At 59.0% G+C, this 24,666-nt stretch carries 21 protein-coding genes; 20 read left to right on the top strand and 1 reads right to left on the bottom strand.

Annotated features, from left to right (window positions below; translation table 11 throughout):
• Window positions 1-37 precede the first annotated feature (37 nt).
• The gene (gene icd / locus KGD89_RS09195; protein WP_025259490.1) at window positions 38-1,294 is read right to left on the bottom strand and encodes an NADP-dependent isocitrate dehydrogenase; all 1,257 of its coding nucleotides are present in this window, start codon (window positions 1,292-1,294) and stop codon (window positions 38-40) included.
• 441 nt (window positions 1,295-1,735) lie between these two features.
• Between icd and KGD89_RS09190 the strand changes: the two genes are divergently transcribed.
• The 20 genes from KGD89_RS09190 (at window position 1,736) to nuoL (ending at window position 24,629) form a co-directional block, all read left to right on the top strand.
• The gene (locus KGD89_RS09190) at window positions 1,736-3,961 is read left to right on the top strand and encodes an NADP-dependent isocitrate dehydrogenase (protein ID WP_025259489.1); all 2,226 of its coding nucleotides are present in this window, start codon (window positions 1,736-1,738) and stop codon (window positions 3,959-3,961) included.
• Between the two features lie 155 nt (window positions 3,962-4,116).
• On the top strand, window positions 4,117-4,563 hold the full coding sequence (locus KGD89_RS09185) for an NUDIX hydrolase (protein WP_025259488.1): 447 nt from the start codon (window positions 4,117-4,119) through the stop codon (window positions 4,561-4,563).
• Between the two features lie 60 nt (window positions 4,564-4,623).
• The gene (gene mnmA, locus KGD89_RS09180; protein ID WP_025259487.1) at window positions 4,624-5,754 is read left to right on the top strand and encodes a tRNA 2-thiouridine(34) synthase MnmA; all 1,131 of its coding nucleotides are present in this window, start codon (window positions 4,624-4,626) and stop codon (window positions 5,752-5,754) included.
• On the top strand, window positions 5,754-6,374 hold the full coding sequence (gene hflD / locus KGD89_RS09175) for a high frequency lysogenization protein HflD (RefSeq protein WP_025259486.1): 621 nt from the start codon (window positions 5,754-5,756) through the stop codon (window positions 6,372-6,374). The genes mnmA and hflD overlap by 1 nt, the downstream gene beginning before the upstream one ends.
• A 131-nt stretch (window positions 6,375-6,505) precedes the next feature.
• A complete protein-coding gene (purB, locus tag KGD89_RS09170; protein WP_025259485.1) occupies window positions 6,506-7,876 on the top strand; it encodes an adenylosuccinate lyase in 1,371 nt (456 codons plus the stop codon).
• A 61-nt stretch (window positions 7,877-7,937) separates the two neighbouring features.
• Entirely contained in the window at window positions 7,938-9,104 is a 1,167-nt protein-coding gene (locus KGD89_RS09165; RefSeq protein WP_025259484.1) for a ribosomal protein uL16 3-hydroxylase, read from the top strand.
• Window positions 9,097-9,519 (top strand): GNAT family N-acetyltransferase, encoded by a 423-nt coding sequence (locus tag KGD89_RS09160; protein WP_025259483.1) that lies wholly within the window; start codon window positions 9,097-9,099, stop codon window positions 9,517-9,519. The genes KGD89_RS09165 and KGD89_RS09160 overlap by 8 nt, the downstream gene beginning before the upstream one ends.
• Window positions 9,520-9,706: 187 nt before the next feature.
• The gene (locus tag KGD89_RS09155; protein WP_038399782.1) at window positions 9,707-10,447 is read left to right on the top strand and encodes a secretin N-terminal domain-containing protein; all 741 of its coding nucleotides are present in this window, start codon (window positions 9,707-9,709) and stop codon (window positions 10,445-10,447) included.
• Window positions 10,448-10,954: 507 nt separating this feature from the next.
• Window positions 10,955-12,280 carry an isocitrate lyase gene (gene aceA / locus KGD89_RS09150; protein ID WP_025259481.1) on the top strand — a complete coding sequence of 442 codons (1,326 nt, stop codon included), beginning with the start codon at window positions 10,955-10,957 and terminating at the stop codon, window positions 12,278-12,280.
• 457 nt (window positions 12,281-12,737) lie between these two features.
• Window positions 12,738-13,151 (top strand): NADH-quinone oxidoreductase subunit A, encoded by a 414-nt coding sequence (locus tag KGD89_RS09145; RefSeq protein ID WP_025259480.1) that lies wholly within the window; start codon window positions 12,738-12,740, stop codon window positions 13,149-13,151.
• Window positions 13,152-13,161: 10 nt separating this feature from the next.
• Window positions 13,162-13,836 carry a NuoB/complex I 20 kDa subunit family protein gene (locus KGD89_RS09140; RefSeq protein ID WP_025259479.1) on the top strand — a complete coding sequence of 225 codons (675 nt, stop codon included), beginning with the start codon at window positions 13,162-13,164 and terminating at the stop codon, window positions 13,834-13,836.
• Window positions 13,837-13,908: 72 nt separating this feature from the next.
• Window positions 13,909-15,690: an NADH-quinone oxidoreductase subunit C/D gene (gene nuoC / locus KGD89_RS09135; protein WP_025259478.1), complete on the top strand. Its 1,782-nt coding sequence runs from the start codon at window positions 13,909-13,911 to the stop codon at window positions 15,688-15,690.
• A 2-nt stretch (window positions 15,691-15,692) separates the two neighbouring features.
• Window positions 15,693-16,190: an NADH-quinone oxidoreductase subunit NuoE gene (nuoE, locus tag KGD89_RS09130; protein ID WP_025259477.1), complete on the top strand. Its 498-nt coding sequence runs from the start codon at window positions 15,693-15,695 to the stop codon at window positions 16,188-16,190.
• Window positions 16,187-17,542 carry an NADH-quinone oxidoreductase subunit NuoF gene (gene nuoF, locus KGD89_RS09125; RefSeq protein WP_025259476.1) on the top strand — a complete coding sequence of 452 codons (1,356 nt, stop codon included), beginning with the start codon at window positions 16,187-16,189 and terminating at the stop codon, window positions 17,540-17,542. Before nuoE ends, nuoF begins: the two co-directional genes overlap by 4 nt.
• 133 nt (window positions 17,543-17,675) lie before the next feature.
• Window positions 17,676-20,390 carry an NADH-quinone oxidoreductase subunit NuoG gene (nuoG, locus tag KGD89_RS09120; protein ID WP_025259475.1) on the top strand — a complete coding sequence of 905 codons (2,715 nt, stop codon included), beginning with the start codon at window positions 17,676-17,678 and terminating at the stop codon, window positions 20,388-20,390.
• The gene (gene nuoH / locus KGD89_RS09115) at window positions 20,387-21,394 is read left to right on the top strand and encodes an NADH-quinone oxidoreductase subunit NuoH (RefSeq protein ID WP_025259474.1); all 1,008 of its coding nucleotides are present in this window, start codon (window positions 20,387-20,389) and stop codon (window positions 21,392-21,394) included. The genes nuoG and nuoH overlap by 4 nt, the downstream gene beginning before the upstream one ends.
• Window positions 21,395-21,405: 11 nt before the next feature.
• A complete protein-coding gene (nuoI, locus tag KGD89_RS09110) occupies window positions 21,406-21,954 on the top strand; it encodes an NADH-quinone oxidoreductase subunit NuoI (protein ID WP_025259473.1) in 549 nt (182 codons plus the stop codon).
• Between the two features lie 10 nt (window positions 21,955-21,964).
• Window positions 21,965-22,474: an NADH-quinone oxidoreductase subunit J gene (gene nuoJ / locus KGD89_RS09105; protein WP_025259472.1), complete on the top strand. Its 510-nt coding sequence runs from the start codon at window positions 21,965-21,967 to the stop codon at window positions 22,472-22,474.
• Window positions 22,471-22,779, top strand: a complete 309-nt coding sequence (nuoK, locus tag KGD89_RS09100) for an NADH-quinone oxidoreductase subunit NuoK (RefSeq protein WP_025259471.1) — start codon at window positions 22,471-22,473, stop codon at window positions 22,777-22,779. Before nuoJ ends, nuoK begins: the two co-directional genes overlap by 4 nt.
• The gene (gene nuoL, locus KGD89_RS09095; protein ID WP_025259470.1) at window positions 22,776-24,629 is read left to right on the top strand and encodes an NADH-quinone oxidoreductase subunit L; all 1,854 of its coding nucleotides are present in this window, start codon (window positions 22,776-22,778) and stop codon (window positions 24,627-24,629) included. Before nuoK ends, nuoL begins: the two co-directional genes overlap by 4 nt.
• The last annotated feature ends 37 nt before the right edge of the window (window positions 24,630-24,666 follow it).

Raw genomic sequence — 24,666 nt, 5'->3', positions numbered from 1 at the left:
GGATGACTGAACTGGCTGCTGCGTCGCAGCACCGGCTTCACATGTGCGCGATCAAGGCATCGCCGAATGCTGACGATGAGAGCAGAGTTGCGCCCTCCATCAATCGCTCGAAATCATAAGTAACAGTTTTTGCAGCAATCGCACCATTAGTGCCTTTGATAATCAGATCGGCCGCCTCAACCCATCCCATATGCCGCAACATCATTTCGGCAGACAGAATCAGAGAACCCGGATTGACCTGATCCTTGCCAGCATATTTAGGCGCTGTCCCGTGCGTCGCCTCGAACATGGCCACGGTGTCAGAAAGATTGGCTCCCGGCGCAATACCGATCCCTCCCACCTCGGCAGCCAGCGCGTCGGAAAGGTAGTCGCCGTTGAGATTCAGCGTTGCGATGACATCATAGTCAGCCGGGCGTAACAGGATCTGCTGAAGCATCGCATCGGCGATGGCATCCTTGACGGTCACATTCTTGCCGGTGCGGGCGTTCGTGAACTGCATCCACGGGCCACCCTCCAGCAACGTCGCCCCAAACTCTTCGGCGGCCACCTCATAGGCCCACTCCTTGAAGGCCCCTTCGGTAAATTTCATGATGTTGCCTTTATGCACAATGGTCAGCGAGTCGCTGTCATTGTCGACCACATACTGCAACGCCTTGCGTGCCAGACGCCGGGTGCCCTCCCGGGAAACCGGCTTGACCCCGATACCGCAATCCTCGTCAAAGCGGATTTTCGTGACACCCATCTCTTCCTTGAGAAATCGAATAACCTTGGTCGCCTCGGGAGATCCGGCCTTCCATTCGATCCCGGCATAAATGTCTTCGGAATTTTCACGAAAGATCGTCATGTTCACATCGCCAGGTTTCTTGACCGGGCTAGGCACGCCCTCGAACCAGCGAACCGGCCTCAGGCAGACATACAGATCCAGTTGCTGGCGCAAGGCAACGTTCAGAGAGCGAATGCCGCCTCCGACCGGCGTGGTCAGAGGGCCCTTGATGGAAACCACGTACTCCCGCACCGCATCCAGGGTTTCCTGAGGCAGCCAGGTATCAGGATCGTAAATCCGGGTCGCCTTCTCTCCGGCATAGACTTCCATCCAGGAAATCCTGCGCTTTTCGCCATAGGCCTTGCTGACGGCCGCATCGACCACCTTGATCATGACCGGCGTGATATCGATGCCAATCCCATCCCCTTCTATAAAGGGAATGATCGGGTTATCGGGGACATTCAAGGAGTGGTCTGCGTTGACAGTGATCTTCTCACCGACGGCGGGGATTCTTGTTTTTTGATATGCCATGCGGGACTCCGGTGCGTGCTGAGTGGACATCCTGACAGCCATTGAGCCTAGTCAGCCCCGCAGGCACAGGCAAAGCCCGCCAGTCCGAAGCCGCCGAAAAGGCCCGAAACCCTTGATCTTGAGCACATTCGTTCGACCAACGGCGAATAGTCGCCATTCGATAGCACGCATAGCATTAATGCTTGGCGCCAAGGGTTTGATATACTCGCGACGTGACCGCAGAGTCATAAAGGCCGAAGTGTCTGGAACCAGACTTTCAGCCTTATATATGCGTCGGGCAGTGACCATGGCCACGCCCGGCAGCTTGACGCTCGACTGATGCACCCAACATCACCGCGAATAAACCTCGACTTGGGCCCATGACCGAACTTTGGGCAAGAGTGCATACCCTGCGCATATCGAGATTTTGTGCATGCTCAGCAAAACAGAGAGTTAATACCAATGTCCAACCGCTCGAAGATCATCTACACCTTCACTGACGAAGCTCCGGCACTCGCCACCTACTCGCTTCTGCCAATCATCGAAGCATTTACAGCCTCTTCCGATATCGACGTCGAAACACGCGATATCTCCCTGGCGGGCCGTGTTCTTTCCAGCTTCCCCGAATCGCTTGGCGCCGATCAGCAGGTGCCGGATCATCTCGCCGAGTTGGGCAAACTGGCCACCACGCCAGAAGCCAACATCATCAAGCTGCCTAACATCAGCGCCTCGGTCCCTCAATTGAAGGCGACCATCAAAGAGCTGCAGGAACAAGGCTTCAAGATCCCGGACTACCCGGAAGCGCCGTCCACCGACGCGGAAAAAGAAACCCGCGCCCGTTACGACAAGGTCAAGGGCAGCGCCGTGAACCCGGTTCTGCGTGAAGGCAACTCCGACCGCCGCGCCCCGCTCTCGGTCAAGAACTACGCTCGCAAGCACCCGCACAAGATGGGCGCCTGGGCTGCCGACTCCAAGGCTCACGTTGCTCACATGAGCAGCGGCGACTTTTACGGCAGCGAAAAAGCCGCTCTGGTCGAGGCTGACAACAGCGTCAAGATCGAGCTGATTGCCAAAGACGGTACAACCACCGTCCTGAAAGAGAAAACCAGCGTCAAGGCTGGCGAAGTGATCGATTGCTCGGTCATGAGCAAGAAAGCCCTGCGCAGCTTCATTGCCGCCGAAATCGAAGACGCCAAGAAGCAAGGCGTTCTGTTCTCGGTGCACCTGAAAGCCACCATGATGAAAATCTCCGACCCGATCATGTTCGGTCAGATCGTCGACGAGTTCTACAAGGACGCGCTGACCAAGCACGCCGACATCCTGAAGGAAATCGGCTTCAGCCTGAACAACGGCATCGGCGATCTGTATGACCGCATCGGCGCCCTGCCCGCTGACAAACAGGCTGAAATCAAGGCTGACATCCAGGCGGTCTACGCCACTCGCCCACAACTGGCGATGGTCAACTCCGACAAAGGCATCACCAACCTGCACGTACCGAGCGACGTCATCGTCGACGCCTCGATGCCTGCAATGATCCGTGACTCCGGCAAGATGTGGGGCACCGACGGTCAACTGCACGACGCCAAGGCTGTTATCCCGGATCGCTGCTACGCGACCATCTACCAAGCTGTCATCGAAGACTGCAAGAAAAACGGCGCCTTCGACCCAACCACCATGGGCAGCGTTCCGAACGTCGGCCTGATGGCTCAGAAAGCCGAAGAGTACGGCTCTCACGACAAGACTTTCCACATCAAGACCGATGGCGTGGTTCGCGTAACCGACAGCCAGGGCAACCTGCTGATGGAACAGAACGTCGAAACCGGCGACATCTGGCGCATGTGCCAGGCCAAGGACGCGCCGATCCAGGACTGGGTCAAACTGGCCGTCAACCGCTCCCGCGCCAGCAACACCCCGGCGATTTTCTGGCTCGACCCGGCTCGCGCCCATGACAGCGTCATGATCGAGAAAGTCCAGAAGTACCTGGGCGACCACGACACTTCGGGCCTGGACATCCAGATCCTGTCGCCGGTCGAAGCCATGAAGCTGACCCTGGAACGCACCCGTGCCGGCAAGGACACCATTTCGGTGACCGGTAACGTACTGCGCGACTACCTGACCGACCTGTTCCCGATCATGGAACTGGGCACAAGCGCCAAGATGCTGTCGATCGTGCCGCTGATGAATGGCGGTGGCCTGTTCGAAACCGGCGCTGGCGGTTCGGCTCCGAAACACGTTCAGCAGTTCGTCGAAGAGAACTTCCTGCGCTGGGATTCCCTGGGCGAGTTCCTGGCTCTGGCCGCTTCGCTTGAGCACCTGGGCAATGCCTACAACAATCCTAAAGCTCTGGTCCTGTCCAAGACTCTGGATCAGGCTACCGGTGAGTTCCTGGATCGCAACAAGTCGCCTTCGCGCAAAGTCGGCAGCATCGACAACCGCGGCAGTCACTTCTACCTGACCCTGTTCTGGGCACAGGCTCTGGCTGCTCAAAACGACGACGCCGCCCTCAAGGCGCAGTTCAGCCCGCTGGCCAAGACACTGACCGACAACGAAGAGAAAATCGTTGCCGAACTCAACGCTGTCCAGGGCAAACCAGTGGAAATCGGTGGTTACTACTTCACCAATGCTGAACTGACCAGCAAAGCCATGCGCCCTAGCGCAACCTTGAACGCAGCCATCGCCGCGTTGTAAGTGGCAAACCGGTCAGACACATGATCTGCAAAAGCCCCGGCCACGCACCGGGGCTTTTGTATTTCCGACCAGAGAAAAGCCGCCCTCCTACACGTTTTTTTGTGCCTGACTGATGGGTATTACACCTCCTCCCCCAATACACGAGTAGCAACATTATGGAATGGCAAGCCCACGTTACCGTCGCCACGATCGTCGAAGATCAGGGCCGCTTCCTGTTCGTCGAAGAAATCAAGGGCGGACAAAAGGTACTCAACCAACCTGCCGGGCATCTGGACCCAAACGAAAGCCTGCAACACGCAGCCGTGCGCGAAACCCTTGAAGAAACCGGCTGGGATGTCGAACTGACCAGCGTGATCGGTATCTACCTGTATACAGCGCCCAGCAATGGCGTGACCTACCAGCGCATCTGCTTTGCAGCCAAGGCCCTGCGCCATCATCCCGAATACGCTCTGGACGAGGGCATAGTCGGCCCGGTCTGGATGACTCGTGATGAACTCATGACCCAGCAGCATCGCTGGCGCAGCGAGCTGGTCATGCGGTGTGTGGACGATTATCTGAATGCCGAACACTTCAGTCTTGCCCTGCTGCGCGACAAGGCGTGAGACTCGACGCCCTCAGCCTGATAGAATCGCGTCCTTTTCAAGGCCACCCATTGAACTCCCATGCGTGATCCAGCCCACTGCAACCCAGAAAACAAGCGCGTCATAGTCGGCATGTCCGGCGGCGTGGACTCATCCGTTTCCGCTGTCCTGCTCATGGAGCAGGGTTATCAGGTGGAAGGCTTGTTCATGAAGAACTGGGAAGAAGACGACGGAACGGAATACTGCACTGCCCGAGAAGACCTGGCAGACGCCCAGGCCGTGTGCGACAAGATCGGCATAAAGCTGCACACCGCCAACTTCGCCGCCGAGTACTGGGACAACGTGTTCGAGCACTTCCTGGAAGAGTACAAGGCCGGTCGCACGCCTAACCCGGATATCCTTTGCAACCGGGAAATCAAGTTCAAGGCCTTCCTTGACTACGCCCTGATGCTGGGCGCAGACCTGATTGCCACCGGCCATTACGTACGCCGCCGCGACATCGACGGCCGCACCGAACTGCTCAAGGGCCTGGACCCGAACAAGGACCAGAGCTATTTCCTGCACGCCGTGGGCGGCGAACAGATCGCCCGCACCCTGTTCCCGGTCGGCGAGCTGGAGAAACCGGAAGTACGCGCCATTGCCGAGAAACACGGTCTGGCGACGGCCAAGAAGAAAGACTCCACCGGCATCTGCTTTATCGGTGAACGCCGCTTCACGGATTTCCTGCGCCAGTACCTCCCTGCCCAGCCCGGCGAGATCAAGACCACCGAAGGCGAAGTCATCGGTCGCCACAACGGCCTGATGTACCACACCATCGGTCAGCGCCAGGGCCTGGGTATCGGCGGACTGAAGGACGCAAGCGATGATCCCTGGTATGTACTGGTCAAGGACCTGGAACACAACGAACTGATCGTCGGCCAGGGTAACGATCATCCCTGGCTGTTTTCCCAGGCTCTGGTCACCTCGCAGATCTACTGGGTCAACCCCATCGACCTGAGCAGCCCGAAGAAACTGACCGCCAAGGTACGTTATCGCCAGGGCGACCAGCACTGCACGCTGGAAAAGACTGCCGATGGCTACCGCGCCCTATTCGATGAACCGCAGCGCGCCGTGACACCCGGTCAGTCCGTGGTGTTCTATGACGGCGAAATCTGCCTGGGGGGCGGCGTGATCGAAATAGCCGAACCCTGGAAAAGCAAGGACAAGCGTTGATGACCCCTATTCAGGAGCAACTGATCGCTCTGGGCGGCGTATTCCAGGCCGCCATACTGGTAGACCGGATCGCCAAGACCGGACAGGTCAGCGAAGCCGGGCTGAGCTGCATGATCGGCAGCCTGCTGGTGCTGGACCCCAAAGACACACTGGACGTGTATGGCGGCGACGACCTGAACCTGCGCGAGGGCTATCGCGCCATGGTCAGTGCTCTGGAGCGCGACCCCGCGACCCTGCAGCGCGAGCCGCTGCGCTATGCCCTGTCGATGCTCGGTCTTGAGCGGCAACTGGCCAAGCGCGATGACATGCTGGAAGTGATCGGCAAGCGCCTGCCGCAGATCCAGTCCCAGGCCGAACATTTTGGCATCGCCCATGAAAACGTGATCGCTGCCACCGGCGCGCTGTATCAGGACACCCTGAGCACCCTGCGCCAGCGCATTCAGGTTCATGGCGACATGCGCAACCTGCAGCAACCCAACAATGCCTCGAAGATCCGCGCACTGTTGCTGGCCGGCATTCGCTCGGCCCGTCTGTGGCGACAAGTTGGCGGTCATCGCTGGCAACTGGTCTTCAACCGACGCAAGTTATTGAAAGAACTCTATCCGCTGATGCACGGCTGACCTGCCACGCAGCTGCGACCCTTACCACCCAGGCACGACGCAATCTACGCTGGTCAGTCCGACCCAGTCGGACTGAAATTTCATGTATGATATGCGCCCCTTTTCGTTGCCCGACTGTTCGAGACCACCCCATGCAGCTTTCTTCGCTCACTGCGGTTTCCCCTGTTGATGGCCGCTACGCCGGCAAAACCCAGGCTCTGCGCCCTATTTTCAGCGAATACGGCCTGATCCGCTTTCGCGTGATGGTTGAAGTTCGCTGGCTCCAGCGCCTGGCAGCTCACCCGCAAATCAGCGAAGTACCACCGTTTTCCGCAGAGGCCAACGCCATTCTCAATGCGCTGGCTGAAGATTTCTCCGTGGAACACGCCGAGCGCGTGAAAGAAATCGAACGCACCACCAACCACGACGTCAAGGCCGTGGAATATCTGCTCAAGGAACAGGCTGCCAAGCTGCCTGAACTGGACAAGGTCAGCGAGTTCATCCACTTCGCCTGCACCAGCGAAGACATCAACAACCTGTCCCACGCCCTGATGCTGCGCGAAGGTCGCGATAACGTGATGCTGCCGCTGATGCGCCAGATCGCCGACTCCATCCGCGAGCTGGCCCAGCGCTTCGCCGACGTGCCGATGCTGTCGCGCACCCACGGCCAGCCGGCTTCACCGACGACTCTGGGCAAGGAACTGGCCAACGTCGTCTATCGACTGGAGCGCCAGATCACCCAGATCGCAGCAGTTCCTCTGCTGGGCAAGATCAACGGTGCGGTAGGCAACTACAACGCCCACCTGTCTGCCTATGCAGACATCGACTGGGAAGCCAACGCACGCGCCTTCATCGAAGACGAACTGGGCCTGGGCTTCAACCCCTACACCACCCAGATCGAACCGCATGACTACATCGCCGAGCTGTTCGATGCCATTGCGCGCTTCAACACCATCCTGATCGACTTCGATCGCGATATCTGGGGCTACATCTCCCTGGGCTACTTCAAGCAGCGCACCATCGCTGGCGAAATCGGTTCCTCGACCATGCCGCACAAGGTCAACCCGATCGACTTCGAAAACTCCGAAGGCAACCTGGGCATCGCCAACGCACTGTTCCAGCACCTGGCGAGCAAACTGCCGATCTCCCGCTGGCAACGCGACCTGACCGACTCCACCGTGCTGCGCAACCTGGGCGTGGGCTTTGCTCACAGCGTCATTGCCTACGAAGCCAGCCTCAAGGGCATCAGCAAGCTGGAACTGAACGAGCAGCGTATCGCTGCCGATCTGGACGCCTGCTGGGAAGTTCTGGCAGAGCCGATCCAGACCGTCATGCGTCGCTACAACATCGAAAACCCGTACGAAAAGCTGAAAGAACTGACACGCGGCAAGGGCATCAGCCCTGAAGCACTGCAAACTTTCATCGACGGTCTGGACATGCCAGCCGAGGCCAAGGCCGAGCTGAAGAAGCTGACCCCGGCCAATTACATCGGCAATGCCGTGGCACAAGCCAAGCGCATCTGACCCGCAGCAACTTTTGCACACGCCCGGCTGTGCCGGGCGTTTTCATTTCAAGGGCTTACAAATGAATCCTGATATTCCTCTTCAACTTCTGGGCGGCATGAGCGCGCGTGTTTTCCTGCGTGACTACTGGCAGAAAAAGCCCCTCCTGATCCGTCAGGCGATGCCGGATTTCCAAAGCCCGATCGATCCTGACGAACTGGCCGGCCTTGCCCTGGAAGAAGAAGTCGAATCCCGACTGATCATCGAAAACGGCGAGCGCCCATGGGAACTGCGTCGCGGCCCGTTTTCCGAAGACGACTTCAGCAAGATGCCCGAGCGCGAATGGACCCTTCTGGTCCAGGCCGTGGATCAGTTCGTACCTGAAGTCAGCGAATTGCTGGAGAACTTCCGCTTCCTGCCAAGCTGGCGCATCGACGATGTCATGATCAGCTACGCCGCACCGGGCGGCAGCGTCGGTCCGCACTTCGACAACTACGACGTTTTCCTGCTGCAAGGTCATGGCAAGCGCCATTGGCAGATCGGCCAGATGTGCGACTCCGAAAGCCCGCTGCTGCAGCACGCCGACCTGCGCATCCTCGCAGACTTCCAGGCCACCGACGAGTGGACCCTGGAACCCGGCGACATGCTGTATCTGCCACCACGCCTCGCCCACTGCGGCGTTGCCGTGGACGACTGCCTGACCTACTCGGTAGGTTTCCGCGCCCCGAGCGCCGCCGAAGTCCTGACCCACTTCACCGACTTCCTCAGCCAGTTCATCCCGGACGAAGAGCGCTACACGGACGCCGACGCACAGCCGGTCAGCGATCCACACCAGATCCAGCACGACGCCCTTGATCGCCTCAAGGCCCTGCTGGCCGAGCACATGAGCGACGAACGCCTGCTGCTGACCTGGTTTGGCCAATTCATGACCGAGCCTCGCTATCCGGAACTGGTCACAGGCCCGGAACTGGAAGAAGAAGACCTGCTCGACAGCCTGGAACAGGGCGCAGTTCTCATTCGCAACCCAAGCGCACGCCTGGCCTGGTCTGAAGTTGATGACGATCTGCTACTGTTTGCCAGCGGCCAGAGTCGTCTTTTGCCGGGCAGCCTGCGTGAACTGCTTAAATTGATTTGTGCGGCCGATTCGCTGCACAGCGAAAACCTCGGCCAATGGCTGGCCGATGAAGAGGGACGCAATCTGATTTGCGAACTCGTAAAACAAGGAAGCCTGGGATTTGCCGATGAATAAAATCACTGTATCCGTCGCGGACTGGCAGAAGAATAACGCCGATATCCGGCGTATTCGTGAAGCCGTGTTCATTGCCGAGCAATCGGTACCACCGGAACTGGAATGGGACTCGGAGGATAGCGACGCCATACATTTTCTGGCCCGTGAAGGCGATTATGCCGTCGGTACTGCCCGACTGCTGCCGGACGGCGAGATCGGTCGCCTGTCGGTCCTCAAGGACTGGCGCGGCCTGAAAGCCGGTGAAATGCTGCTGACCGCCATCCTCGACGAAGCACAGACCCGTGGCCTGAAGCAGCAAAAGCTCAGTGCGCAGGTTCAGGCCGTTGCGTTCTACCAGCGTTTTGGTTTCACCGTGGTCAGCGACGAGTTTCTCGAAGCCGGACTGCCGCACGTCGACATGGTGCGCGAGGCCTGATCCAGACCACTATGTAGGCGTTTTAAAAGGCACTACATAACGCAACGCCCCGTCATTTTCCTGCGGCATGACTATGCTCAGACAGGGAATGCCGGGGCGTTTTGCCATCTGCCCGTTCAACTTGTACCCACCCCTGGCCGACAAAGTGGCACACTCGGTTTTTACGCGCCCATCGCGGAGATTGGACATGTTGTTACGTACCCTGCTCACCTCATTGCTTGTCGCGTTCAGCACCTGCACGCTGGCAGCCACCGAAATCGTCCCGCTCAACTACCGCACCAGCGCAGACTTGCTACCCGTCGCCAAATCCTTTCTGGGAGCGGACGGTTCGGTCAGCGCCTACGGCAATCAGCTGATCGTCAATGCCGAATCGCGCAAGATCGAAGAACTCCGCGCCCTGATCTCGCAACTGGATACGGCCCCCAAGCGCCTGCTCATCAGCGTCGACACCAGCGACAATGCCACCAGCACCACCAACGGCGCCAATCCCTCACGAATCATCAGCTACGGCACCTCCAGCCGTGACGGCGGCGTCCAGCAAGTGCAAGCCACCGAAGGCACGCCGGCCCTGATTCAGACCGGCCAGAGCGTTCCCCTGACCACCACCCGCACAGACGGTTATGGCTACCCGCAGAGCAATACCGAATATCGCAATGTCACTCAGGGTTTCTATGTCACGGCCAGCGTAACCGGCGATATCGTTCACCTGAACATCAGCACCAATCGTGACCGCCTGAGCCAGGAGCGTCCGGACGCTATCAAGGTTCAGAGCACCGACAGTCAGGTGAGTGGTCGACTGGGTGAATGGATCACTCTGGCCGCCTCCAGCGATCAATCCGTGGCCGATCAGCGCGGCATCGCTCAACGCTATTCCACCCAGGGCCGCGACGACATGACTCTGCGAGTCAAGGTCGAAAGCCTTGAATAATCGACAATGGCCCAAAAGCCAGCACCGGCGGGGCTTTTCGTGACCCGGCGGTCGCACCCAGACAGATATGTAGTGAATATAAAAAAGCACTACAAAACGTTTGACGGGTAAAAAACAGCGAGGCATGATTGCCTCGCTCCCGCTAATCAGAGGCCTTCAAAAAGCCTCAGGATCGACGCTCTAAGCCTGAGCCGATTCCTGTCGAGACTGCCCACAAGGCAGTTTGACAAGGTTACGACTGGAACGAAGTTGTCCCAAGGGACGGAAGCGTTGACGGTTGATCGGACAGCTCCTGTGAGCGAAGCACAAAGGCATCCACGAGCCAAAGTGCCCACTCAGGCCATCCGGACTTTCTCCTTCCCCTCTCGAGCCCTTCGCTCATCCGTCGCCACCGCGCCCATTGCCGATCTCTGAGCAGCGAGCAGCCATCTACCGTGCCTTCGATAAACGAGGCGTTTTGGCGGAGCAGGATCTTCCAACCAAAACCTGACAATGAGGTTTATCTCCATGGCACTGACACGCGAACAACAAATAGCGGCTCTCGAGAAAGACTGGGCTGAAAATCCGCGCTGGAAAAACGTGACCCGTACCTATTCTGCTGCTGATGTCGTCCGCTTGCGTGGCTCGGTTCAACCTGAACACACCTTCGCAAAAATGGGCGCAGACAAGCTCTGGAATCTGGTCACGCAAGGTGCCAAGCCGTCTTTCCGCCCGGACAAGGACTTCGTCAACTGCATGGGCGCCCTGACCGGCGGCCAGGCGGTGCAACAGGTCAAGGCCGGCATACAGGCGATCTACCTCTCGGGCTGGCAGGTTGCTGCCGACAACAACTCCGCCGAATCCATGTACCCCGATCAGTCGCTGTACCCGGTGGACTCGGTCCCGACCGTGGTCAAGCGCATCAACAACTCGTTCCGCCGTGCCGACCAGATCCAGTGGAAAGCCGGCAAAAACCCGGGCGATGAAGGCTATATCGACTATTTCGCACCGATCGTGGCCGATGCCGAGGCAGGCTTTGGTGGCGTGCTGAATGCTTATGAGCTGATGAAAAGCATGATCGAAGCCGGTGCAGCAGGCGTGCATTTCGAGGACCAGTTGGCCTCCGTCAAGAAATGCGGCCACATGGGCGGCAAAGTGCTGGTGCCGACCCAGGAGGCCGTGCAGAAACTGGTAGCCGCTCGCCTGGCTGCCGACGTCGCTGGCGTACCGACCATCATCCTGGCCCGTACCGACGCCAACGCTGCCGACCTGCTGACCTCCGACTGCGACCCTTACGACAAGCCTTTCGTCACGGGCGCTCGCACCCATGAAGGTTTCTACAAGGTGCGTGCCGGACTGGATCAGGCCATCTCCCGCGGCCTGGCCTACGCGCCTTATGCGGATCTGATCTGGTGCGAAACGGCCAAGCCGGATCTGGACGAAGCACGCCGCTTCGCCGAAGCCATCAAGAAGGAATACCCCGACCAGTTGCTCTCCTACAACTGCTCGCCGTCCTTCAACTGGAAGAAGAATCTGGACGACGCCACCATCGCCAAATTCCAGCGCGAGCTATCGGCCATGGGCTACAAGCACCAGTTCATCACCCTGGCCGGCATTCACAATATGTGGCACAGCATGTTCAATCTGGCGCACGACTACGCCCGCAACGACATGACGGCCTACGTAAAGCTGCAGGAACAGGAGTTCGCCGACGCGGCCAAGGGCTACACCTTCGTGGCTCACCAGCAGGAAGTGGGCACCGGCTACTTTGACGACATGACCACCGTGATTCAGGGCGGCACCTCATCGGTCACCGCACTGACAGGCTCCACCGAGGAAGAACAGTTCCACTGATCTGCGGAGCAGCTGAAAACAAGAACAGGCCGCCCTCCTCTCGGGCGGCCTGTTCTTTTCTGTCAGGCACCCGGCATTGATCCGGGACAACCTTTAATCAGGCTGGCCGTGATACAACTGTAAGGACTTAATAAAATAGAGCAGGAGCACCCAACACCCCGACAAACTAAAAAGGCTCATTCAAATGATATTAATTATCATTCAAATTTCCTTTTATTGCTTTTCCCTATTAAGAAAAATAAATGGTTAAAACCTTGGCAATGCCCGGCCAGCAAGCCCTGCAGCCCTTCATGTCCCCGGATTCCGATTCATTCATTAAATAATTTTGATGTAGAAAATTTACTTGCCAAGTATTTGCACATAAAATCAATCCGATGCTCCCTCTGCGACATATCGTCACGGACTCACTCTTTATCAAGCACAGAGACCTTTGCTCTCTATTCCAAGGACTGCCAGCATGCCCGAAACGACAGGTTTGATTGCCCACAACTGGGGCTTCGCCATTTTCCTTCTCGGTGTTGTCGGTCTTTGTGCCTTCATGCTCGGTGTCTCAAGCCTGCTGGGAAGCAAGGCCTGGGGTCGCAGCAAGAACGAACCTTTTGAATCCGGCATGCTGCCTACCGGCAGTGCACGCCTGCGCCTCTCCGCAAAATTCTATCTGGTCGCGATGCTCTTCGTGATCTTCGACATTGAAGCCCTTTTTCTCTTTGCCTGGTCTGTGTCCGTCCGCGAAAGCGGCTGGACCGGATTCGTCGAAGCACTCGTTTTCATAGCAATTCTGTTGGCAGGTCTTGTCTACCTATGGCGGGTTGGAGCGCTGGATTGGGCTCCTGAAGGTCGCCGTAAACGGCAAGCGAAGCTAAAACAATGAGGCTTTGGCGATGCAATACAATCTCACCAGGATCGACCCGGATGCTCCTAATGAGCAGTATCCAATCGGCAAACGGGAAACCGTTTCCGATCCGTTAGAAGATCAAGTCCACAAAAACATCTACATGGGCAAACTTGAAGACGTGCTGAACGGCGCGGTCAACTGGGGGCGTAAAAACTCCCTGTGGCCGTACAACTTCGGCCTGTCGTGTTGCTATGTGGAAATGACCACCGCCTTCACGGCGCCCCACGACATCGCACGCTTCGGCGCCGAAGTCATCCGGGCATCGCCGCGTCAGGCGGATTTCATGGTTATTGCCGGGACCTGCTTCATCAAGATGGCACCGATCATCCAGCGTCTCTACGAGCAAATGCTTGAGCCCAAGTGGGTCATCTCCATGGGTTCGTGCGCCAACTCCGGTGGCATGTACGACATCTACTCTGTGGTGCAGGGCGTGGACAAGTTCCTTCCTGTCGATGTGTACGTGCCCGGCTGCCCACCCCGCCCAGAGGCATTTCTGCAAGGCTTGATGCTGCTGCAGGAATCCATTGGCCAGGAGCGTCGCCCTCTTTCCTGGGTCGTCGGCGATCAAGGCGTTTACCGCGCCGAAATGCCTTCGCAAAAGGAACAGCGCCGCGAACAGCGCATCCAGGTCACCAACCTGCGCAGCCCCGACGAAGTCTGATCCAGCCCGTTCTTCTTATAAAAAAGACAAGAACGGGTTGATTCTGTACGTTGACCGAAGTGATTGAGACCTATGACTGCAGACACCGCTCTGTACATCCCGCCTTACAAGGCTGACGACCAAGACGTCGTCGTAGAATTGAACACACGCTTTGGCGCCGAGGCCTTCACGGCACAGCCGACCCGTACCGGCATGCCGGTGCTGTGGGTTGCACGCGCCCACCTGGTCGAGGTGCTGAAGTTCCTGCGACAGGTGAACAAGCCCTACTCCATGCTCTACGACCTGCACGGTGTCGATGAGCGCCTGCGCACCCATCGCCGCGGCCTGCCCGATGCAGACTTCACCGTCTTCTACCACCTGTTGTCGGTAGAACGTAACAGCGACGTGATGATCAAGGTGGCCCTGTCCGAAAGTGACCTGAGCCTGCCAACCGTCACCGGCATCTGGCCTAACGCCAACTGGTACGAGCGTGAAGTGTGGGACATGTTCGGGATCGACTTCCCGGGCCACCCGCACCTGAGCCGCATCATGATGCCGCCGACCTGGGAAGGTCACCCGCTGCGCAAGGACTTCCCGGCTCGCGCCACCGAGTTCGACCCGTACAGCCTGAGCCTGGCCAAACAGCAACTGGAAGAGGAAGCCGCACGCTTCCGTCCTGAAGACTGGGGCATGAAGCGTTCCGGTGAGAACGAGGACTACATGTTCCTCAACCTGGGCCCGAACCACCCTTCGGCTCACGGTGCGTTCCGCATCATTCTGCAACTGGACGGCGAAGAGATCGTCGACTGCGTTCCCGACATCGGTTACCACCACCGTGGTGCCGAGAAGATGGCAGAGCGTCAGTCCTGGCACAGCTTCATTCCGTACACCGACCGTATCGACTACCTGGGCGGGGTGATGAACAACCTGCCTTACGTGCTTTCGGTCGAGAAGCTGGCCGGCATCAAGGTGCCCGAGAAGGTCGACACCATCCGCATCATGATGGCCGAGTTCTTCCGGATCACCAGCCACCTGCTGTTCCTGGGTACCTACATCCAGGACGTTGGCGCCATGACCCCGGTATTCTTCACCTTTACTGACCGCCAGAAAGCCTACAAGGTCATCGAAGCCATCACCGGCTTCCGTCTGCACCCGGCCTGGTATCGCATCGGCGGTGTTGCTCACGACCTGCCACGCGGCTGGGAAAAACTGGTGAAGGAATTCGTCGACTGGCTGCCAAAACGCCTGGACGAATACACCAAGGCAGCGCTGCAGAACAGTATCCTCAAAGGCCGTACCATCGGCGTTGCAGCCTATAACACCAAAGAGGCCCTGGAATGGGGTGTCACCGGTGCAGGCCTGCGTTCCACCGGCTGTGATTTCGACCTGCGCAAGGCCCGTCCTTACTCCGGCTACGAAAACTTCGAATTCGAAGTCCCGCTTGCAGTCAACGGCGATGCCTATGACCGCTGCATGGTGCGTGTAGAAGAAATGCGCCAGAGCATCAGGATCATCGACCAGTGCATGCGCAACATGCCGGAAGGCCCGTACAAGGCGGATCACCCGCTGACCACGCCGCCGCCCAAAGAGCGCACCTTGCAGCACATCGAAACCTTGATCACGCACTTCCTGCAGGTTTCGTGGGGCCCGGTCATGCCGGCCAACGAATCCTTCCAGATGATCGAAGCGACCAAGGGCATCAACAGTTATTACCTGACGAGCGACGGCGGCACCATGAGCTACCGTACCCGGATTCGCACCCCAAGTTACCCGCACCTGCAGCAGATCCCTTCGGTGATCAAAGGCAGCATGGTCGCGGACTTGATCGCGTACCTGGGTAGCATCGATTTCGTTATGGCCGACGTGGACCGCTAAGCATGAACAGCACGCTTATCCAGACAGACCGTTTCGCCCTGAGCGAAACCGAACGCTCGGCCATCGAGCACGAGCTGCATCACTACGAAGACTCCCGCGCGGCGTCCATCGAAGCCCTCAAGATCGTCCAGAAGGAACGTGGCTGGGTGCCGGATGGTGCCATCTACGCGATCGGCGAGATTCTTGGCATTCCAGCCAGCGATGTCGAAGGTGTGGCAACGTTCTACAGCCAGATCTTCCGTCAGCCGGTCGGCCGTCACATCATTCGCGTCTGCGACAGTATGGTCTGCTACATCGGCGGCCATGAGTCTGTGGTTGGCGAAATCCAGAGCAAGCTGGGCATCGGCCTGGGCCAGACCACTCCCGACGGCCGCTTCACGCTGCTGCCGGTCTGCTGCCTGGGCAACTGCGACAAGGCTCCGGCACTGATGATCGACGACGACACTTTCGGTGACGTACAGCCTGCTGGCGTCGCCAAACTGCTGGAGGGCTACGTATGACCCTGACTTCCTTCGGCCCTGCCAACCGCATCGCGCGCAGTGCAGAAACCCATCCGCTGACCTGGCGTCTGCGTGACGACGCCGAGCCGGTCTGGCTCGACGAGTACCAGGCCAAGAACGGTTACGCGGCAGCACGCAAGGCATTCGCCGACATGTCTCAGGACGATATCGTCCAGACCGTCAAGGATGCCGGCCTCAAGGGACGCGGCGGTGCCGGCTTCCCTACGGGCGTGAAATGGGGCCTGATGCCCAAAGACGAATCCATGAACATCCGTTACCTGCTGTGCAATGCGGATGAAATGGAGCCCAACACCTGGAAAGACCGCATGCTGATGGAGCAACTGCCCCATCTGCTGATCGAAGGCATGCTGATCAGTGCCCGCGCACTGAAAACCTACCGTGGCTACATCTTCCTGCGCGGCGAGTACACCACTGCCGCAAAGCACCTGAACCGTGCAGTGGAAGAAGCCAAGGCAGCCGGCCTGCTGGGCAAGAACATCCTGGGCAGCGGCTTCGATTTCGAGCTGTTCGTCCACACCGGCGCCGGGCGTTACATCTGCGGTGAAGAAACCGCACTGATCAACTCCCTGGAAGGCCGTCGCGCCAACCCGCGCTCCAAGCCGCCCTTCCCCGCCGCCGTCGGCGTGTGGGGCAAGCCGACCTGCGTGAACAACGTCGAAACCCTCTGCAACGTACCAGCCATCATCGGCAACGGCGTCGACTGGTACAAATCCCTCGCTCGCGAAGGCAGTGAAGACCACGGCACCAAGCTGATGGGCTTCTCCGGCAAAGTGAAGAACCCTGGCCTGTGGGAGCTGCCATTCGGCGTAACCGCTCGTGAACTCTTTGAAGACTATGCCGGTGGCATGCGCGATGGCTACAAACTCAAGTGCTGGCAGCCAGGTGGCGCCGGTACCGGTTTCCTGTTGCCTGAACACCTGGATGCGCAAATGTACGCTGGCGGCATCGCCAAGGTCGGCACCCGTATGGGTACCGGTCTGGCCATGGCGGTAGATGACAGCATCAACATGGTGTCCCTGCTGCGCAACATGGAAGAATTCTTCGCCCGCGAATCCTGCGGTTTCTGCACCCCTTGCCGCGACGGTCTGCCATGGAGCGTCAAGCTCCTGCGTGCGCTGGAAAAAGGCGAAGGGCAAGCCGGAGATATCGAGACGCTGCTCGGTCTGGTCGGCTTCCTCGGCCCAGGCAAGACCTTCTGTGCTCACGCACCGGGAGCCGTGGAGCCATTGGGCAGCGCGATCAAATATTTCCGCCCGGAGTTCGAGGCAGGCATCGCGCCCACCAGCGCCGCCGTCCCGCCCCAGGCACGACCGATCATCGTCGGCGCATGACCCTTTAAAGGTGAAGGGCCCTGCCCTTCATCCATCGTGCGACAGCGCCCCCACAGGCTGTTTCGAGTCGCACGAATAACAAGATTCCATTAGCCACGCCCGCTGACACCGGGCCAACGAAGAACTTTGAACCATGGCCACTATCCACGTAGACGGCAAAGCGCTCGAAGTCGACGGGGCAGACAACCTGTTACAGGCATGTCTGTCGCTGGGCCTCGACATTCCTTATTTCTGCTGGCATCCCGCCCTTGGCAGCGTTGGCGCCTGTCGCCAGTGCGCGGTCAAGCAGTACAACGACGAGAACGACACCCGTGGTCGCATCGTCATGTCCTGCATGACTCCGGCCACCGACAACACCTGGATTTCCATCGACGATGACGAATCCAAGGCCTTCCGGGCCAGTGTCGTCGAATGGCTGATGACCAACCACCCGCATGACTGCCCGGTCTGCGAGGAAGGCGGTCACTGCCACCTGCAAGACATGACCGTCATGACCGGTCACAACGAGCGTCGTTACCGCTTCACCAAACGCACCCACCAGAACCAGGAACTCGGCCCGTTCATCGCTCACGAGATGAACCGCTGCATCGCCTGCTACCGTTGCGTACGCTTCTATAACGACTATGCAGGCGGCACTGACCTGGGCGTTTTCGGCGCTCACGACAACGTGTACTTCGGCCGTGTCGAAGATGGCGTGCTGGAAAGCGAGTTCTCCGGCAACCTGACCGAGGTCTGCCCGACCGGTGTGTTCACCGACAAGACTCACTCCGAGCGCTACAACCGCAAGTGGGACATGCAGTTCTCGCCGAGCATCTGCCATGGCTGCTCCAGCGGTTGCAATATAAGCCCCGGTGAGCGTTACGGCGAACTGCGTCGCATCGAAAACCGCTTCAACGGTTCGGTGAACCAGTACTTCCTGTGCGACCGTGGCCGCTTCGGCTATGGCTACGTCAACCGCGAAGACAGGCCACGTCAGCCATTGCTGGCAGACGGCAGCAAGCTGAGCCTGGATGCAGCGCTGGATACGGCTGCCGACCTGCTGCGCGGCCGTAACATCGTCGGTATCGGCTCGCCACGCGCCAGCCTGGAAAGCAACTACGCGCTGCGCGAACTGGTCGGTGCCGAGCACTTCTACTCGGGTATCGAAGCCAGTGAACTGGAGCGTATCCGTCTGGTGGCGCAGGTGCTCAAAGACAGCCCGCTGCCGATCCCGACCCTACGCGACATCGAAGACCACGATGCAGTTTTCGTCCTCGGTGAAGACCTGACCCAGACCGCAGCACGTGTGGCCCTGGCCCTGCGCCAATCGGTCAAGGGCAAGGCGGAAGATATGGCCGAGGCCATGCGCGTACAGCCATGGCTCAATGCTGCAGTGAAAAACATCGGCCAGCACGCGCTGAACCCGCTGTTTATCGCCAGCCTGGCTGAAACAAAACTCGACGATGTGGCCGAAGAGTGTGTACACGCCGCTCCAGACGATCTGGCCCGTATCGGCTTTGCCGTAGCTCACGCCCTGGACGCCAGCGCACCTGCCGTCGAAGGCCTGGACGCCGAAGCCCTGGAACTGGCCAAACGCATTGCCGATTCTCTGCTGGCTGCCAAACGCCCGCTGATCATTGCCGGTACTTCCCTGGGTTCCAAAGCCCTGATCGAAGCCGCAGCGAACATCGCCAAGGCTCTGAAACTGCGGGAGAAAGAAGGCTCCATCAGCCTGATCGTGCCGGAAGCCAACAGCCTGGGCCTGGCCCTGCTGGGTGGCGAGTCGGTCGATGCCGCCTTGCAGGCCGTGATCGACGGCAAGGCTGACGCCATCGTCGTGCTGGAAAACGATCTGTACACCCGTACCGATGCCGCCAAGGTCGATGCCGCCCTGAGCGCTGCCAAAGTGGTGATCGTGGCCGACCATCAGAAGACTGCCACGGGCGACCGTGCCCATCTGGTGTTGCCAGCAGCCAGCTTCGCTGAAGGCGACGGTACGCTGGTCAGTCTGGAAGGCCGCGCCCAGCGCTTCTTCCAGGTGTTCGATCCAACTTATCTGGACGCCAGCATTCTGGTCCACGAAGGCTGGCGCTGGTTGCATGCCCTGCGCGCGACCCTGCTGAACAAGCCGGTGGACTGGACGCAGCTGGACCACGTCACTGCTGCCTGCGCACAAAGCAGCTCGCAACTGGCTGGCATCATCGATGCCGCGCCTTCTGCAGCGTTCCGTATCAAGGGCATGAAGCTGGCCCGCGAACCGCTGCGTTACAGCGGCCGTACCGCCATGCGCGCCAACATCAGCGTGCATGAGCCTCGTACTCCGCAAGACCAGGACACCGCGTTCTCCTTCTCCATGGAAGGTTACTCGGGCTCCGCCGAACCACGTCAGCAAGTACCTTTCGCCTGGTCTCCGGGCTGGAACTCGCCTCAGGCCTGGAACAAGTTCCAGGACGAAGTCGGTGGTCACTTGCGCGCCGGTGATCCGGGTGTTCGCCTGATCGAAAGCCAGGGCGACAACCTGAACTGGTTCGCCAGCGTCCCACGCGCCTTCTCGCCTGCCCAGGGCACATGGCAAGTGGTGCCGTTCTATCACCTGTTCGGCAGCGAAGAGAACTCTTCAAAAGCCGCTCCGGTTCAGGAACGCATCCCCGCGGCCTATGTTGCACTGGCCAAGTCCGAAGCCGACCGCCTGGGTGTCAACGAAGGTGCCCTGCTCTCCCTGAACGTTGCCGGCAAGACCTTGCGTCTGCCACTGCGCATCAATGAAGAACTGGGTGCAGGTCTGGTGGCATTGCCGGTAGGTCTGGCAGGTATTCCTGCCGCGGTCTTCGGCAAGACGGTTGACGGTCTTCAGGAGGCAGCACAATGAGCTGGCTCACTCCTGATGTGATCGACACCCTCTTCGCGGTCCTCAAAGCCATCGTCGTGCTGCTGGCCGTTGTGGTCTGCGGCGCACTGTTGAGCTTCGTCGAACGTCGCCTGCTGGGCTGGTGGCAGGACCGTTACGGTCCGAACCGTGTTGGCCCGTTCGGCATGTTCCAGATCGCTGCCGACATGCTGAAAATGTTCTTCAAGGAAGACTGGACACCGCCGTTTGCCGACAAGGTGATTTTCACCCTGGCACCGATCGTGGCCATGAGCGCCTTGCTGATTGCCTTCGCAATCATCCCGATCACCCCGACCTGGGGCGTGGCGGACCTGAACATCGGCTTGCTGTTCTTCTTTGCCATGGCCGGTCTTTCGGTCTATGCCGTGCTGTTCGCCGGCTGGTCGAGTAACAACAAGTACGCCCTGCTGGGCAGTCTGCGTGCTTCGGCGCAAACCGTATCCTATGAAGTGTTCATGGGTCTGGCGCTGATGGGCATCGTGGTTCAGGTCGGCTCGTTCAACATGCGCGACATCGTTGAATATCAGGCACAGAACCTGTGGTTCATCATTCCGCAGTTCTTCGGCTTCTGTACGTTCTTCATCGCAGGCGTTGCAGTGACTCACCGTCACCCCTTCGACCAGCCGGAAGCGGAGCAGGAACTGGCCGACGGTTACCACATTGAATATGCCGGCATGAAATGGGGCATGTTCTTCGTGGGCGAGTACATCGGGATCATCCTGATCTCGGCGCTGCTGGTGACCCTGTTCTTCGGCGGCTGGCATGGCCCGTTCGGCATTCTGCCGCAACTGTCCTTCGTCTGGTTCGCCCTGAAGACTGCGTTCTTCATCATGCTGTTCATCCTGCTGCGCGCCTCTATCCCGCGCCCACGCTATGACCAGGTAATGGACTTCAGCTGGAAATTCTGTCTGCCGCTGACCCTGATCAATTTGCTGGTGACTGCTGCGATTGTGTTGTTGAACACACCGGCAGGCTCGGTTCAGTGAGGATTTGACCCATGTTCAAATATATTGGCGACATCGTTAAGGGTACTGGTACCCAGTTGCGCAGCCTGATAATGGTTTTCGGTCACGGCTTCCGCAAACGCGACACCCTGCAATACCCGGAAGAGCCGGTCTATCTGCCACCACGCTATCGTGGCCGTATCGTTCTGACTCGCGACCCAGACGGCGAAGAGCGCTGCGTGGCCTGCAACCTGTGCGCCGTGGCTTGCCCGGTTGGTTGCATTTCATTGCAGAAAGCCGAAACCGAAGACGGCCGCTGGTACCCGGACTTTTTCCGCATCAACTTCTCGCGTTGCATTTTCTGCGGCCTGTGCGAAGAAGCCTGCCCGACCACCGCAATCCAGCTGACACCGGATTTCGAGATGGCCGAGTTCAAACGTCAGGATCTGGTGTACGAGAAAGAAGATCTGCTGATCTCCGGCCCCGGCAAAAACCCTGACTATAACTTCTATCGCGTCGCCGGTATGGCCATCGCTGGCAAGCCCAAGGGCTCTGCACAGAACGAAGCCGAGCCGATCAACGTCAAGAGCTTGCTGCCTTAAGGAAGTAAAGATGGAATTCGCTTTCTATTTCGCATCCGGCATCGCCGTCGTGTCCACCCTGCGGGTGATCACGAACACGAACCCGGTGCACGCCCTGCTCTACCTGATCATTTCGCTGATCGCGGTGGCAATGACCTTTTTCAGCCTCGGCGCTCCTTTCGCCGGCGTTCTGGAAGTCATCGCCTACGCGGGCGCAATCATGGTCCTGTTCGTGTTTGTGGTGATGATGCTGAACCTGGGCCCGGCCTCGGTTCAGCAGGAACGTGCGTGGCTCAAGCCCGGTATCTGGGTGGGACCGGTGATTCTTGGCACTCTGCTGCTGGCTGAACTGCTGTACGTCTTGTTCGCCAACCCGACCGGCGCTGGCGTCGGTCACACCACAGTCGACGCCAAGGCAGTCGGTATCAGCCTGTTCGGGCCTTATCTGCTGGTGGTGGAACTTGCCTCGATGCTGCTGCTTGCAGCAGCCGTGACGGCTTTCCATCTGGGCCGCACCGACACCAAGGAGCCAAGCCAATGAATGCTATCCCTCTGGAACATGGCCTGGCGGTCGCCGGGGTGCTGTTCTGTCTTGGCCTGGTCGGCCTGATAGTGCGCCGCAACATTCTTTTTGTGTTGATGAGCCTGGAGATCATGATGAACGCATCTGCTCTGGCGTTCGTCGTTGCCGGTAGCCGCTGGGCACAGCCGGATGGACAGGTCATGTTCATTCTGGTGATCACCCTCGCTGCTGCCGAGGCCAGTATTGGCCTGGCGATCCTGATGCAGCTGTATCGCCGCTTCCACACTCTCGATATCGATGCTGCCAGCGAGATGCGCGGATGAACCTACTCTTTCTCACTTTCGTATTTCCCCTGATCGGCTTTCTGCTGCTGTCGTTCTCCCGTGGACGCATCTCGGAAAACCTCGCAGCCCTGATCGGTGTCGGCTCCATCGGCCTTTCAGCGCTGGTCACGGCCTGGGTCATCTGGCAATTCAACGTTGCACCGCCGGAGGGTGGTCGTTACACCCAGGTGCTGTGGCAATGGATGAACGTGGATGGCTTCACTCCCAACTTCGCGCTGTATCTGGATGGCCTATCGGTCACCATGCTCGGCGTTGTGGTTGGCGTGGGCTTCCTGATCCACCTGTTCGCGTCCTGGTACATGCGCGGTGAAGCTGGTTACTCGCGCTTCTTCTCCTACACCAACCTGTTCATTGCCAGCATGTTGTTCCTGATCCTGGGAGACAACCTGCTGTTCATCTACTTCGGTTGGGAAGGCGTGGGCCTGTGCAGCTATCTGTTGATCGGTTTCTACTACAGCAACCGCAACAACGGTAACGCAGCACTGAAAGCCTTCATCGTGACCCGCATCGGCGACGTGTTCATGGCCATCGGCCTGTTCATCCTGTTCCAGCAACTGGGTACGCTGAACATTCAGGAACTGCTGGTTCGTGCTCCTGAGCACTTCAAGGTCGGCGACTTCTGGATCGTGCTGGCAACCCTGATGCTGCTGGGCGGCGCTGTCGGTAAATCCGCACAACTGCCGCTGCAAACCTGGCTGGCAGATGCGATGGCCGGCCCTACTCCGGTTTCGGCACTGATCCACGCAGCAACCATGGTAACGGCAGGCGTTTATCTGATTGCCCGTACCCACGGCCTGTTCGCCCTGGCTCCGGACATTCTGCATCTGGTCGGCGTTGTCGGCGGCGTGACTCTGGTTCTGGCAGGTTTCGCAGCACTGGTACAAACCGACATCAAACGTATCCTCGCCTACTCGACCATGAGCCAGATCGGCTACATGTTCCTGGCCCTGGGCGTTGGTGCCTGGGAAGGCGCGATCTTCCACCTGATGACCCACGCCTTCTTCAAGGCGCTGCTGTTCCTTGCTTCCGGTGCGGTGATCGTTGCCTGCCACCACGAGCAGAACATCTTCAAGATGGGTGGCCTGTGGAAGAAACTGCCTCTGGCCTACGCCAGCTTCATCGTCGGTGGTGCCGCCCTCGCTGCCCTGCCGCTGCTGACAGCCGGTTTCTACTCCAAGGACGAAATCCTCTGGGAAGCTTTCGCCAGCGGTAACAACGGTCTGCTGTATGCAGGTCTGGCCGGCGCGTTCATGACCTCGATCTACACCTTCCGCCTGATCTTCATCGCGTTCCATGGTGAAGCCAAGACCGAAGCCCATGCCGGTCATGGCATCGCTCACTGGCTGCCTCTGTCGGTGCTGATCGTGCTGTCGACTTTCATTGGCGCAATGATCACCCCGCCACTGGCAGGTGTTCTGCCACAAAGCGTTGGTCATGCCGGTGGAGATGCCAAGCACAGTCTGGAAATCGCCTCGGGCGCCATTGCCCTGGCCGGTATCCTGCTGGCGGCCTTGCTGTTCCTGGGCAAGCGTCGTCTGGTAACCGCTATCGCCAACAGCGGCCCTGGCCGTCTCCTGTCAGCCTGGTGGTTCGCTGCATGGGGCTTCGACTGGATCTACGACAAGCTGTTCGTCAAACCTTATCTGGCGATCAGCCATGTGCTGCGTAGCGATCCGTTCGACCGCACCATCGGTTTGATCCCGCGTCTGGTCAAGGGAGGCCATGTGACCATGAGCCGTACCGAGACCGGCCAGTTGCGTTGGTATGCTGCCTCGATAGCCGTGGGTGCCGTTCTGGTACTTGGTGCCGTCGTTCTGGTTGCGGTCTGACATGAACCTTGCGAATTTGCGAAAGGAATTGAGCCCG

Source organism: Pseudomonas cichorii (assembly GCF_018343775.1).
Classification (GTDB): domain Bacteria; phylum Pseudomonadota; class Gammaproteobacteria; order Pseudomonadales; family Pseudomonadaceae; genus Aquipseudomonas; species Aquipseudomonas cichorii.
Note: the sequence above shows the minus strand (reverse complement) of the source record. Positions and strands in the feature narration are given on the sequence as shown.